General features: G+C 72.4%; 11 protein-coding genes. 3 read left to right on the top strand and 8 right to left on the bottom strand.

The genetic code is table 11. The features are described 5' to 3' along the window. Positions 1-16: 16 nt before the first annotated feature. The 3 genes from NW895_RS21695 (at position 17) to NW895_RS21685 (ending at position 2,241) form a co-directional block, all read left to right on the top strand. Complete coding sequence (locus tag NW895_RS21695) at positions 17-748, top strand: DUF2071 domain-containing protein (RefSeq protein WP_289937433.1); 732 nt, start codon at positions 17-19, stop codon at positions 746-748. Next, positions 735-1,394: a hypothetical protein gene (locus tag NW895_RS21690; protein ID WP_289937432.1), complete on the top strand. Its 660-nt coding sequence runs from the start codon at positions 735-737 to the stop codon at positions 1,392-1,394. The genes NW895_RS21695 and NW895_RS21690 overlap by 14 nt, the downstream gene beginning before the upstream one ends. Positions 1,395-1,467: 73 nt before the next feature. After that, the gene (locus NW895_RS21685; RefSeq protein WP_289937431.1) at positions 1,468-2,241 is read left to right on the top strand and encodes a phosphodiesterase; all 774 of its coding nucleotides are present in this window, start codon (positions 1,468-1,470) and stop codon (positions 2,239-2,241) included. A 610-nt stretch (positions 2,242-2,851) separates the two neighbouring features. Here NW895_RS21685 and NW895_RS21680 read toward each other — a convergent pair. The 8 genes from NW895_RS21680 to NW895_RS21645 form a co-directional block, all read right to left on the bottom strand. Continuing rightward, positions 2,852-4,390 carry a hypothetical protein gene (locus NW895_RS21680; protein ID WP_289937430.1) on the bottom strand — a complete coding sequence of 513 codons (1,539 nt, stop codon included), beginning with the start codon at positions 4,388-4,390 and terminating at the stop codon, positions 2,852-2,854. A 25-nt stretch (positions 4,391-4,415) separates the two neighbouring features. Next, the gene (locus tag NW895_RS21675; protein ID WP_289937429.1) at positions 4,416-5,570 is read right to left on the bottom strand and encodes an FAD-dependent monooxygenase; all 1,155 of its coding nucleotides are present in this window, start codon (positions 5,568-5,570) and stop codon (positions 4,416-4,418) included. Positions 5,571-5,747: 177 nt separating this feature from the next. Continuing rightward, complete coding sequence (locus NW895_RS21670; protein WP_289937428.1) at positions 5,748-8,138, bottom strand: SpoIIE family protein phosphatase; 2,391 nt, start codon at positions 8,136-8,138, stop codon at positions 5,748-5,750. A gap of 149 nt (positions 8,139-8,287) precedes the next feature. Further along, positions 8,288-9,160, bottom strand: a complete 873-nt coding sequence (locus NW895_RS21665) for an alpha/beta hydrolase (RefSeq protein WP_289937427.1) — start codon at positions 9,158-9,160, stop codon at positions 8,288-8,290. Positions 9,161-9,250: 90 nt separating this feature from the next. Then, complete coding sequence (locus NW895_RS21660) at positions 9,251-10,207, bottom strand: chlorinating enzyme (protein ID WP_289937426.1); 957 nt, start codon at positions 10,205-10,207, stop codon at positions 9,251-9,253. Next, positions 10,204-12,081, bottom strand: a complete 1,878-nt coding sequence (locus tag NW895_RS21655; protein WP_289937425.1) for an amino acid adenylation domain-containing protein — start codon at positions 12,079-12,081, stop codon at positions 10,204-10,206. Before NW895_RS21655 ends, NW895_RS21660 begins: the two co-directional genes overlap by 4 nt. A gap of 118 nt (positions 12,082-12,199) precedes the next feature. Beyond that, positions 12,200-13,003, bottom strand: a complete 804-nt coding sequence (locus tag NW895_RS21650; protein WP_289937424.1) for a hypothetical protein — start codon at positions 13,001-13,003, stop codon at positions 12,200-12,202. Next, positions 13,003-13,272: a phosphopantetheine-binding protein gene (locus NW895_RS21645; protein WP_289937423.1), complete on the bottom strand. Its 270-nt coding sequence runs from the start codon at positions 13,270-13,272 to the stop codon at positions 13,003-13,005. Before NW895_RS21645 ends, NW895_RS21650 begins: the two co-directional genes overlap by 1 nt. Positions 13,273-13,294: the final 22 nt, after the last annotated feature.

The raw sequence follows: 13,294 nt of genomic DNA, 5'->3' as shown, positions 1-13,294 counted from the left end.
GGGGGACTCGCCGCCTGTGGTGGCGTACGGAGCGGAGCAGCGGGTGCGCCTGCCCGCGCTGCGGGCCGGCTGGCTGACGCAGACGTTCGTCCACTGGCCCTTCCGGGCGGAGACGGTGCAGGCCCTCGTGCCCGAGGAACTGGTCGTGGACGAGTACGAGGGGGCCGCCTGGGTGGGGCTCACGCCCTTCGTCATGGCGGACGTACGCCCTCCCGGCGTCCCCGCCACGCTGCCCGGGGTTCCGACGTTCGCGGAGACCAATCTGCGCACCTTCGTCCGGCACCGCGACGGGCGGGACGGGCTCTGGTTCCTGTCCATCGAGGTCGCCTCCCCTCTGATGCTGGCGGCGCGTGCCGTCGGCGCGCCGTACAACCCGGGAACCTTGAGCGTCTCCACGAACGGGGACACCATCTCGTACTCCGGTTCGCGATGGATCGGTGAGGCCTCCTACCGCCTGGTCGTCCGCCCCGGCGAACCGATCGAACCCAGGGAGCGGGACGTGTGGCTGACCTCGCGCTGGCGTGCGTACACACGTCGGCTCGGCCTGCTCTGGGAGACGCCCGTGGAGCACGAACCGTGGCCGCTGGCCGACGCCGGTGTCGACGTGCTGGAGGAGACGCTGACCACCGCGGCGGGCCTCCCGGCTCCTCTCGGCGAGCCCGTGGTGCACTTCTCGGAAGGGGTCCGGCATGTGCGGCTGGGGCCGTCGCGGCCCTGTGTGCCATGGCTCGGACATGGCCCTTCGTGACCCGGGGCCGAGCCGGATTCCCGGCGGAAGCAGGCGGCGCCCGAGGCTGCGCTTCGAGGGCTGGATCGCGGGCACGGGCACCTCTTCCGGGACGCGCATCGTGCTCGGACACTGGCGACGGTCGCCGTTCGGGCCGTTCAGCGATGTGATGCTCGAACGGCCCGGTGGGCAACGGATGCTGCTGGCCCCCACACCGGAGACGGCGGAGTTCATCAGCGGGACCTACGTCTTCGACACGGTGCGTGTCGTCCCGGTCGACGTGGGGGTCGCCGACGGCACCTGGACCGTCACCGCCGGGCCGCTCGACCTGCGCTTCACCACCGGCCGGCGGCGGCTTGCGGGGTACCTGCTGTGTGCCGTTCCCGGTGCGCTCGCCCGCCGGCCGGCGTGGAGCGCGCTGACGGACCGGCCCGCCCGCCTGCTCCTGCCCGGCGTGCGCACCCGCGGCAGCGCCGGTGCGGGCCGCCGCGAGTGGTACGGCGCCCGGGACCTGCGGGCGATCCGTGCGGTGTCGGCGTTCTTCGAGGGCGCCGATCTGGGCGCGGCGGCACCCGTCGAACCGCCCGTGCGCTTCGGCTTCGGCTCGGTGCCGAGGAAACCCGGCGTCACACGGGTCTCGACGACGGTGGTGCTCGGCTCCGAGTAGCAACACCCGGCCCGGGGTACCCGGTGCCGACGCGACAGCCGGTCGGTCCGGTCCGTGAGAGGTTCCGTGTTCCGTGAAAGGTTCCGTACGAGGTGTCGCATCGCCGCGTGACGACGCCCCCGCCGCTGGGCGGTCCCTGGGGAAGTGGCCGGCCGCCACGGTCGAGGGCGCTTTCCGTCTGCTGGCCCGGTTGCGCGGAGGCCCGGCGCTGCATCCCCAGGGGCTGACCTGCGCGGGCGATCTGGAGGTCGTGGACGACGGGGGCCGCCCCTGGAACGTGCCGTGGCTGGACGCACCCGGGCGGTACGCCGCCACGGTCCGCCTGTCGCGGGCGGCCGGCCTGCCCCGGCGGCTGCCCGACGGCCTTGGGCTTGCCGTCCGTGTGGAGCACGCCGACGGCACCGGCCGCTCCCTCGACCTGCTCCTGACGAGCAGCGGCCGGGGCCGGGTCACGCGGCATCTGCCGCTACCGCGCGCCGATGCGGTACGCGGCCCGTACTCCAGCCTGGTCTCCTACCGGGTCGGCGGACGCCGCCGTCTCCTGGCCGCCTTTCCCCGCCGCTCCCCGAAGGCACCGGTGCACGGCGATCCGGCGAGTCTGAGCGAGGCGCTGGCCACCGGACCGCTCGTCTTCGACCTGTGCGCCGAGACCACCGACCGGTCCTGGCGCGCGTTCGCCGTACTGACGGTGCGGACTCCCCTGCCCCTGCGGCAGGAGGAGAGCCTGGGCTTCGACATCTTCACGAACCGTGCGCGCGGCTTCGCCCCCGGCGGCGCCCTGGCCACAACCCGCCGCGCCGCCTACCACGGCTCACGGGCGGGTCGCCGCGGTAGGGCAGTCGGGTGAACCCGACAGGGTGCGGCCACGCCACGGGTGGCGGTCGCCGGAGTGGGCGGTCGCCTCTCGGTAGCGTGGTCCAACGCCGTGGCGTTCTCCAGCGCGCCGGCTCGCCACGGCGCTCAACTGTGCGTGTGAAAAGGGGGATGCGATGGTCACGGCGGACAGTGTCGGCCGCTCCTCCGTCTCGCCTTTCGACTCAGCCCGTGCGTCGCACCACGGGCCCGTGGCGGACGAGGCGGCTCTCAGCGTCGGTGAAGCGACCGTGTGGGACCTGATCGGCATGATCTGGACCTCCACGGCACCTCCCCTCCCGTCATGGCCGCAAGCGGAGGGGAAGAGCAGCAGTCCCGCGGCGGTCAATCTGTCCTGACGCCGTCGACAGCTGGGTTACCGACGGTTATCGCGGGTTCTCCGGGGTCTGGGCCGTTCCATGTCAGCGACACGTCCAGCGGCCGGATCACCCGTCAGGACGGTTCGCTGGCATGGCACTACAGCGTCACGTGCCCCGCGCATCAGATCGTCGTCCTGGACACCCGTACCCAACGCGTCTTCCGAGGCGGCCCCAAGGACCCGCCGGCGCTGCTGTTCTCCGACTCCTCCGCCCGGCGCCGACCTCTCAGCCCTCCGGGGCCGCCGACGCCTTGGCGCAGAGGTACGGACGCGCCAGCAGCAGGCCGGTGCCGGTCAGGGCGGTGCCGAGGTAGACCGGCGCCAGGTGGATGAAGTCCGTGTAGTGGATCGCGCCGTGCACCACGACAGCGGGCAGGAAGCCGGCAGCGGCGGCAGCGGCCAGGGTCCAGAACACCCAGGCCTCACCCCGCCGCCAGCCCCACGCGCTGAGCAGAGTGATCGCCACCGCGGCGGACATCAGGGCGCCGCCGAACCCCGCGCGGTCGTGGGCGATGAACGGCACGAGCCGGGGATTCACGGCTTGCAGCGCTTGCGCGCTGGTCCCCAGGAAGGCCAGGTCGGTCGGCACGAAGACACCGGTCAGACCGACCACCGAGATCACCGCCCCGCCGACGAACAGCCCCGCTCCCGTGACGATCAGCAGCAGCTGGCCGGTCAGCGCCCGCCGGCGCTCCCTCTCCGGTCCCTCGGGCGCCGGGCGCCATCGCGGTGCGTGCGGGGTCCGGCGGACCGCGGCGACGAACATCGGGAACAGCACGACGGCGGTGGCGGTGTGCAGGGGTTCCACGAAACCGGTGGCCAGGAAGTAGAACAAGGTGGGGAAGCCGATCGCGCCCGAGAGCAGATACACCTCGCGGGCCCAGGGCCAGCCGCGTCTGATCCCGCCAACGGCGAGGCCGGTGTAGAGGGCGCCGATCGCCACCATCGTGCCGGCCATGGTGATCCGGTCGTGCTGGAGGAAGTGCACGAGGTGGTGGTTGGCGGCCTGCAGTTCCTGCAGCGTCATGCCGAGGTAGTCGCGGTCGTACCAGAGCAGCACCGGCCCAAGCGTGATCGCCGCGGCGCCGAGTCCGGCCCCCGTCATACCGAGCCCGACGAGCAGTGCCCACCACCAGGCGGGCCAGCGGCGGGGATCACGGCCGACGTCCCGTAGCCGCGGTGCGGGCGCGGTGGGCGTGGCTGCCTCGGTGACCCGTGCGAACCAGCCGGGTCCGGCGTCGACGAGCACGCCGGGCCGGGGGAGCACGACGGTGCCCGGCTCTTCGAGCGCGGCGGCCGCGGCGGTGACCGACGGGTCGGACACATGAACCACGCGCGGGTCGCCGCCGCTGGTGAACCCGTCGACATGGGGCTTGAGAGCGGCCTCGGCCTCCGGGTCGCCGGCACGGACGACCAGGGGTATGGAACGGCCGGCGGCGGCTTCACGCACGGTCTCCGCGTCGGCCGCCGAGACGGGCACCACCTCGACGACGCCGGCCCCGAGCGGGGGCATGGCCCGTACGGCTTCGCGGGCCAGCGAGGGCGGGACGGACAGTCCGATGCGGACGGTCACGGGCACACCGGCGATCTCCCCCGCGAGGCGCTCGGGCGGATGGCGGTGGCCGAAACCCCGGGCGATCAGCCGCGCGCCGGCGGGACGGGAACCGATCGCGGCCAGCAGCCGCAGTGCGGCGCGCTGCGAACGGCGCTCGCCGAGGACGGCGGCGGCCGCTCTGCGCAGCGGGTGATACGTCCAGTCCGGCATCAGTGGCTCTCGCTCTCCTCAGCGGTCACCGGTCACCCGGCGCGGCCCAGCCGAGTACCGGTGTCATGGAACGCAGCGTCGCTCGCGCCGGCGTCAGCCGGGCGGCCGTGTCGCGCAGCAGCACCGCGGGCGGCCACGACAGCTGGCCGACTGCGCCGAGCCGGGCGGAGCGGCGCTTGATGGCCTGGGTCCGCGGACGGCGCAGCAGGTCGTACGAGCGCAGCGCGGCGGCCACGTCCGGGGTGCCCTCGAGGCAGTGGGCGAGGGTGACCGCGTCCTCCAGCGCCTGGCACGCGCCCTGGCCCAGATTGGGGGTCATGGCGTGGGCCGCGTCACCGAGCAGCGCGACCCGGCCGTGGGCGAAGGAGGGCAGCGGCGGCAGGTCGTACAGGTCGTGGCGGAGCACCGCGTCCGCGGGGACGGCGGCCAGCAGGGCGGGGATGGGGTCCGGCCAGGATCCGAACCGGCGCAGCAGTTCGGCGTACTCGGAGGAGCCGGAGGCCGCGCCCGCCGGCAGCGACGCGGTCGCGAAGCAGTACATCCGCCCGCCCGGCAGCGCCGTGTAGCCGAACCTCTCTCCGCGGCCCCAGGTCGCCGCGCCCTCGGAGGGCGGCGCGGCGAGGGGCTCGGTGACCATGCGCCAGGCGGTGTAACCGGCGTATCGGGGGGCGGCGGCGCCGGGCCACAGCGCGTGGCGGACCGCGCTGCGCAGCCCGTCGGCGCCGACCACGAGGTCGGCCCGGGACTCGCCCCCGCGGTGGTCGACGACCAGGCCCCGGCCGTCGGCGCGGACCGTGAACACCTCGCTGCCCGGCCGCAGGCTGCCGGCGGGCAGCGCCTCGGTGAGCGCCCGCAGCAGGTCCGCGCGGTGCAGGACCACCAGGGGATGGCCGAAGCGGCGTGCCAGCTCGGCGTTGTCCGTACGGGACAGCCAGCGGCCCCGGCGGTCGCGTACGCCGCCGCTGGCCTCGACGGCGCCGAGCGCCCGGACGGCACCGGCCAGGCCGAGCACCTCCAGGGCGCGCAGCGCGTTCGGCCACAGGGAGATTCCGGCACCGATCTCGGTGAACTCCGGGGCGCGTTCCAGCACTTCGACGCGCCAGCCCCGGCGGTGCAGGGCGATGGCCGCGGCGAGGCCGCCGATCCCGCCGCCGACGATGGTCGCGGCGCGCTGCGGCATGGGTCCTCGCTCTGGTTCTGGGGCGCCGCCCTCGGTCAGGTGGCCGTCGTTCCGGTGCCCGAGCGGCCTGGCGCCGCGGCGCGGGTCCGGCTGGGCAGCGCCTCATGGCAACATGGCGGCGGACGCTTGTCAACGTGCCGAGGAGCAGGCCGGGCGCGGTGCGTCGCCGCTGGTGGTCTACCTGTCCCGCGCCTCGTCGGGGAGGGCCTGTTCGGCCCAGATGACCTTGCCCGTGCGGGTGTGGCGGCTGCCCCAGCGCTGGGTGAGCTGGGCGACGAGCAGGAGGCCGCGGCCGCCTTCGTCGAAGGCGCGGGCCCGGCGCATGTGCGGGGCGGTGCTGCTGGAGTCGGAGACTTCGCAGATGAGTGTGGTGTCCCGGATCAGACGCAACTGGACCGGGGACTCGCCGTACCGGATCGCGTTGGTGACCAACTCGCTGACGACGAGTTCGGTGACGAACGAGATGTCCTGCAGTCGCCAGGCGGCGAGTTGTTCGCAGGCCAGCTTGCGGGCGCGGGCGACGAACGCGTGGTCGGCGGGAACGTCCCAGGTGGCGACCTGGTCGGCGTCCAACGCGTGGGTGCGGGCGAGGAGAAGGGCGACGTCGTCGGCGGGACGGTCCGTCAGCAGGCACCGCAGGACTCGGTCACAGGTCTCCTCAAGGGGACGGCCCGTGCCGCCGAGCGCCTGGCGCAGCCGAGCGACTCCGTCGTCCATGTCGCGGTCGGCTGCCTTGACGAGGCCGTCGGTGTAGAGGGCGAGCACGCTGCCTTCCGGGACGTCGAACTCCGCGGTTTCGAAGGGCAGACCTCCCAGGCCCAGCGGTGGCCCGGCGGGCAGGTCGAGGAGTGCGGCTCGGCCGTCCGGGGCGACCAGGACCGGTGGCGGGTGACCGGCCCGGGCCATGGAGCAGCGGCGCGAGACGGGGTCGTAGACGGCGTACAGGCAGGTGGCCCCGATCTCGCCCGGGCTGTCCGAGGTCTCGGCGTCCTCCGTCGTCCTCTCGGCGTCCAGGTGCAGGACGATGTCGTCGAGCTGGGTGAGCAGCTCGTCCGGAGCGAGGTCCACGTCGGCCAGCGTGCGTACGGCCGTGCGGAGCCGGCCCATGGTGGCGGAGGCCTGCACACCGTGGCCGACGACATCGCCCACCACCAGTCCCACTCTGGCTCCGGCCAGCGGGATGACGTCGAACCAGTCGCCGCCGATCCCGGCGCGGGAGCTCGCCGGCTGATAGCGGGAGGCGACCTCGACGGCGGCTTGGCGGGGCGCGCGGTGGGGCAGGAGGCTGCGTTGCAGTCCGAGAGCGAGGGCGCGTTCGCGGGTGTAGCGGCGGGCGTTGTCGACACACACCGCGGCGCGGGCGGCGAGTTCCTCGGCCAGCAGCCGATCGTCCTCGCCGAAGGGTTCCGGTGTGCGGTGGCGGGCGAGGACCGCCAGGCCGAGAGGGGTACCGCGGGCTCGCAGCGGCACCGCCATCAGCGAGTGGATGCCATGGACCTCGATGCTGCGGGAGCGCTCCGGTGAGCCTGCCGCCCACAGTCGCCGGGTGACGTCGTCGAGCACGTGCAGCAGGGCCCGGCCGGTGGTCAGCGCCCGGTCCGGCGGCGAGCCCTCGTCGTAGGTGTGCGTACTGCCGACCGGGATCACGGCTTCGGGGCAGTCCGCCAGCACGGACCGCTGAGCAGTGCGGCGAAAGACCAGGAGGTGGGGGCGGGGCGAGGGAGCCGCTTCCTCACCGGCCAGCACGGAGTCCAACAGGTCCACGACGACGAAGTCGGCGAGATGGTCCGTGCACACCTCCGCGAGTTCCTCGGCGGTGCGCGTCACGTCCAGGGTGGAGCCGATCCGCCAACCGGACTCGTTGAGCACGCTCAGGCGTCGGCGGGCCAGGAACTGCTCCGTGCTGTCCATCGCCGCCAGGCACATGCCTCGCACCTCGCCCGCGTCGTCCTTGAGCGGGCTGAGGGACACCAGCCACGCGTGCTCATGGGGCTCGCCGGGTGCGCGCAGCCATGCCTCGTACGGCATCGGCTCACCCGTTCGCAGCACGCGCCGCACCGCGTCGTCGAGTCCTTCGAAGCCCGGGATCCGACGCGTCCCGTCGGCCGACTCCCCGACCCGTCGGCCCAGCAGTCCCCGCTGCGGCCTGCCCATCGCCCCTTCCATCGCGGAGTTCGTGGCCACGGCGAGCCCGTCCCGGTCGAAGAGCGCGATCGGGACGGGGAGCTGGTCCAGGGCCCACCGCCGCAGCCGCGCCGCCGGCTCGGGCAGCCGTCCGGTCAGGAACCACTGGACGTCCCCTGCCGAGTCCAGCAGCGGATGCGCCTCCAGCTCCAGCTCCACGCCGTGCCCGTCCCGGTGCCGGGCGTGAACGGGGCCGCGCCAGTCGCCCTGCTCGGCCAGGCGGCGCCGGGCGGCGGCCGGAAGGGGGTCGGTCAGCAGTTCGACCGCACGGCGGCCGAGCACCTCCCCGGGCTCGTATCCGAGCAGACGACGGGCGTCAGCACTCCACGCGATGACCGTCCCCCTGGCGTCCACCGCGGCCGAGGCGACTCCTTGCTCGCCCATCGTTCCTTCTCTCCACACGACCGGAGCCGCCGTTCAGTGGGCTCACAGATCGACTGCACGGTACTGCCTTCAGGCTTCATTGTGCGCCGTGCACCGCGCACATCGCGCGCGATCACCTCGGTACCGGAGCCACCGCTGTCGGCGCTGGATCAGGGCGTTCCGGTCTCGGTGAGGAATTTCCCTGCGACAGCGGTCAGACCGTCCCCGGCTCTGAAGACGGAGAGGTGGTCACCGTGCGGCTCCACGTGCAGCCGGGAGCGGGCCAGGGCGGCAGCCACCGCGTGTGACCCGGCCGGATGAGCGGTCTGATCGTCCTCGCTGGTGACGACGAGTGCCGGGGCCTTGACCCGGGGCAGGGCGCCACGGATGTCCTCCGCCATCAAGGCGCCGTTGAGGAGGGAGTACCGGTAGAACGTCTCGGCGTCCCGGAAGGGGTGGAGTACCAGGTCGGCGACGTCCGGCGGCAGATCAGCGGTGGCGTTCCGGGGCACCGCTCCGTGCACCATCGCGGCGCTCTGCCTGCTCTCTGCCGCGATCTCCATGAGTGCCTGGAGATTGCGCTGATGGCTGGTCTTCGGGCTGTCCGCGCCGAGGTCGAAGTCCCCGTGCCACAGACTTGTCGAGGCCACCCGATCGGCGTGTTCCGCGGCCATCCGCAGGGCGAGAACCGCACCACCGCACAGGCCCATCAGATGGGCTCGCGGTACCTGATAGTGATCGAGGATGGCCAGGATGTCGCTGATCTGGTCGACGACCCGGTGCCCCATCGCGTCGAACGCCTCGGGCTCCTCGCCGGTGCCGTGCGGGCCGCCGAACAGGCCACGGGTCTCCCAGGTCAGCGCGTGGTGGTCACGCCCCAGGAATGCCAGCCAGGCATCGCACAGTTCGGCGGGCATTCCGCACGCCGACGCGATGAGCACGACAGGACGGCTCGGGTCACCGGCCGACCTCACGCGCAGTGCCACCCCGTCGGGCGTGGTGATGTGTGCCGTGCCGATGGTGTCGCCGTTCCGGGCGGTCATGGTGTCCCCCGTCTCCCTGCGCGGGCGGAACCGGCCGGCCGCCGCCGATCGCGGGCGGTCCGCCGGCCGGCTCCTGGTGGATGCGCCGATTCAGCTGCGGCGCGCGAACGCGTGGCCACGTGTGGTCTCCGTCGCCAGCCGGTTGTGGCCGTAGCGGTCCTGCCCGCTGACCAGGACGGACCCGTACCGCTCCAGGCTGACGCTGCCGCCGTACTCCTCCACGACGTCCGTGTCCGGATAGACCCGTACCGACGTGGGGACGTAGCGGCCCGCGAAGCCCAGCCGCATCTCGTCCGTGCGCCCGGCGTGCGGGAGCGAGGCGTGCATGAGCGTGGACCAGAACAGGATGGCCTCACCCGGACGCATCACCATCGGGACCGCCTGGGACTCGTCCGGCTCCCAGTCGGGGTCCTTCTGCAGCTCCCGGTAGTCGTAGCCGAAGAAGCCGCGGCGGACGCCCTTCTTCGTCTCGCGGTTGATGCGGTCCGGGTCGTAGTGCATCCGTTTCGTCTCGTCGTAGAACATCGTCCGATGCGTACCGGGGATGAACTGAAGACAGCCGGTTTCCTCGTTGGCCTCGGTGAATGCCGTCCAGACGGTGATCGTGCCACCGAAGTCCTCGACGCCCGCGGGCCACAGGATCTGCGGCTTTCCCGAGGCGTTGGCGAAGGTGTCCGCCTGGTGCCAGTCCGTTCCCTCGTCGCCCGGGTACTTGGGGAAGAACTCGGTGCGCCAGCACAGGACGTCGGGTCCGAGCACGCTGGTCACCCGGTCCACGATCTGTGGCCTGGTGATGTGGTCGGCCAGTACGGCGGAGTCCAGGTGACGGTCGTAGTTGGAGATGTTGGTGTTCCCGGACTCCGCCGCCTCTCCCTGGTAGACGGCCATGCTGCGGTCCATGAGCCGGATGCGCTCCCGGCGCCAGATCCGGCGCATCTCCTCGACCTCGTACACCTTGAACGGGCCGATGAAGCCCTGCTCGTGGAACTGCTTCAACTCCTCCTGGCTGAGGGCGAATTCCCGGTCGGCGGTCTGTTCGGCGCTCACGCGGATGCTCCTTCGGTCTGCTGGGCGTGCGTGGTGACGGCAAGCGGGGTGACGACGGCGGCCAGCCGACGGATGGACGCGGTGTCCTCCAGAGCCGCGAGGTCGACGCCCACCCCGAACTCCCGCTGTATCTCGGCGAGGATGCGGGCAAAGGCCAGGGACGTCGCACCGGCCTCGAAGACGTCCTGGTCAGGTCCGATGTCGGACCGCTCCAGCACCTTCTCGACGATGCGGGCGACGACGGCCTCCGTCTCGCTCACCCCGCCGGCCGGCGGTCGGCCCGCCCCGCCGGCACCCGGAGCCTCGGTCGTGGGCTCGTCGAGCAGGTGGGCGTCGAGAGCCGCGCGGTCGGTCTTCCCCTGCGGGGTCAGGGGGACTTCGGCCAGCAGCCGGTAGACGGCGGGCCTCAGGTACGCGGGCAGCGACGTCCTGGCGTGCTCGGCCAGGTGCCCGGCCAGCTGTGCCGTGTCGGCTGCCGGCGAGGGCAGCACGTAGGCGACGAGCCGTACGTCCCCGTCGTAGTCGCGCGCGACGACCACCGCCGCGGACACGCCCTCGTGGCGGACCAGGCAGTGCTCCACCTCGCCCGGTTCGATGCGGTAACCGCGTACCTTGATCTGGTCGTCGGTCCGTCCGAGGTAGAGCAGCTCTCCGTCGGCGCTCTGGACCGCCCTGTCCCCGGACCGGTACCAGCGGCACCCCTCCTCCTCCACGAACCGGGCGGCGGTCAGCTCCGGGCGGTTGAGGTAGCCGCGCGTCACCCCGGGACCGCCGACCTGTATCTCACCGGGAGTTCCCACCTGCACGACCCGGCCTTCCTCGTCCACCAGCCTGACGCGCAGGTCCGGCAGCGGCACGCCGATCGGGCTGACCTCCGGCTGCCTCAGGTCGGCCGCGTGAATGCGCCGGACCGTCACGTGCACGGTCGTCTCGGTGATGCCGTACATGTTGACCAGCTCGGGGGTGGTGTCGCCGTGCCGCTCGATCCAGGGGCGCAGTAGCGCGACATCGAGCCGTTCGCCGCCGAAGACCACCAGCCGCAGCGCGAGCCCGGCCTTGTCCGGCCGTTCTCCCTCGGCCGCGATCAGCCCCCGGAAGGCGGAGGGAGTCTGGCTGAGCACGGTGACGCCCTCGTCCTCCAGGAGCGCCAGCAGCCGCTCCGGCATCCGGACGGCCTCCTTCGGGACGATCACCAGGCGCCCACCGTGCAGAAGCGCGCCCCAGATCTCCCAGACGGAGAAGTCGAAGCCCACCGAGTGGAAGAGCGTCCACACGTCGTCGGGCCCGAATCCGAAGCGGTCCGCGGTCGTCGTGAACAGCCGGACCACGTTGCCGTGCTCGACCACGACCCCCTTGGGCACACCGGTGGATCCGGAGGTGTGGATCACGTAGGCCGGCCCGTTCTCCGGACCGCCGTCGGCGGTTTCGCCGATGGCCTCGGCCGCTGCCGCCTCGGCTCCGCCCTCGTCGGCGAGGACGAGGCGCACGTCCCGGCCGGCGAACAGCGGCACGGTCCGAGAGCCGGCCACGACGGTGCGCAGGCCCGTGTCCTCCAGCAGCAGATCGAGCCGGGCGGCGGGGTGGTCGGGGTCGAGCGGCACATAGGCTCCGCCCGCCTTGAGGATTCCGAGGAGCCCGACGATCAGGTCGGCGCCGCGCTCCAGGCACAGGCCGACGAACTCTCCCTTCCCGATGCCGTGTGCCCGTAGTCGGCTTGCCAGCGACTCCGCGCGGGAGTCGAGGTCACCGTAGGTCAGAGAAGGTCCGCCCGGCTCGGTGACCGCGACGCGATGCGGGGCACGGCGAGCGACGTCCTGGAAGACCTTGTGCAGCAGTCCGCTGTGATGCGAGACCGGGGACGTGGCTGGTGGCACGTGGAACGTCCTTTCTGAATTGCACTCGGACCCGATGCAAGTCCGACCCGAACTGCCGTTCACTGCCGGACATGTCATGCTCGATTCAGTTCGGGGCACCTCCGTGGACATGTGGTTCTCACAGCCGGAGCAGGGCACGGACCGGTGCCGGCCAGCCGGCCGGGCGAGGACCGTGACGGTGTTTGAGGGCGAGAAGGACCCGGTCGAGACCGAAGGCCACGCAGGCGCTGTGCCCGACCGTTCCGTCGCGCAGCCGCAGCCCGAACGCCTCGCCGAAGTGGTCCCTGTGGTAGTTGACGGATGCGACGGCCTGCGCGATGCCGTCGTCGACCTCCGCGACCAGCTCCCACTTGAGTTGTTCCGACTGCTGCGCCGACGCCAGATACTTTCCGATCCGGCCGAAGAAGGGATCGTTGGCGGGACGCGGTGCGACGTCCAGTCCCAGGCTCCGCAGCACCGTCTCCGCGGTGGTCAGCGCACGGCCACGCCAGTCGTCGGTCGCGGCCGCGGCCCCGTAGCGAACGACCTCGTACATCCGGAAACTGCGCAGCCGCCCGGTTTCCGCCGTCGCCTCCCCGCGGTAGCACACCGCCTCCACGCTCAGACAGCCGTCCTCCGCCGGTCCCGCACCCGCGATGAGGGGGTAGAGGTGATGGCAGGCGGCCGAGGTGAGCACGAGGTCGGTCGGGACCGGGCGTCCTCCGTCCGGCGCGCCGTGCACCGCGCCGAGGAGCTGGGGGAAGTTGGCGGGATAGCCGGCGAGTTCGGAAATGCTCCGTGCCATCACCGGGGGGGCTGTGTAGTGTTCCTGGACTTCGTCCGCGAAGGTCGTTCCCAGCCTGGTCCGCAGACCGTTGTGGACCCTCTCGTCCCCACTGGGCGTGAGGAGGACGCCATCGGCCTGAGTCTGATGTTCCGTCATCACCATGAGACCTCCTCGGTGGGGGTCCCGGTCGTCCGGCGCACGGATGCGAGCGCCGCGACGATGGAGTCGATCGTGCGGAACGTCTCGGGCACCAGCATCTCGTCCGGGACTTCGACCCCGAATCGCTTCTCGATCTCCACCAGGATCTGCACCACCCGCATGGATTCGAGGCCGAGGGACCGGAGATCCACGTCGCCGCCGACGCTCCAGGCGCGGTCGCCCAGGACTCCCGGGTCGCTGAGAATCGCGCGTATCTCGTCCTGCATTGCGTGCCACCGTTCGGTTCAC

The organism is Streptomyces sp. S.PNR 29 (assembly GCF_030386795.1).
In the GTDB taxonomy this organism is placed as follows: Bacteria; Actinomycetota; Actinomycetes; order Streptomycetales; family Streptomycetaceae; genus Streptomyces.
Note: the sequence above shows the minus strand (reverse complement) of the source record. Positions and strands in the feature narration are given on the sequence as shown.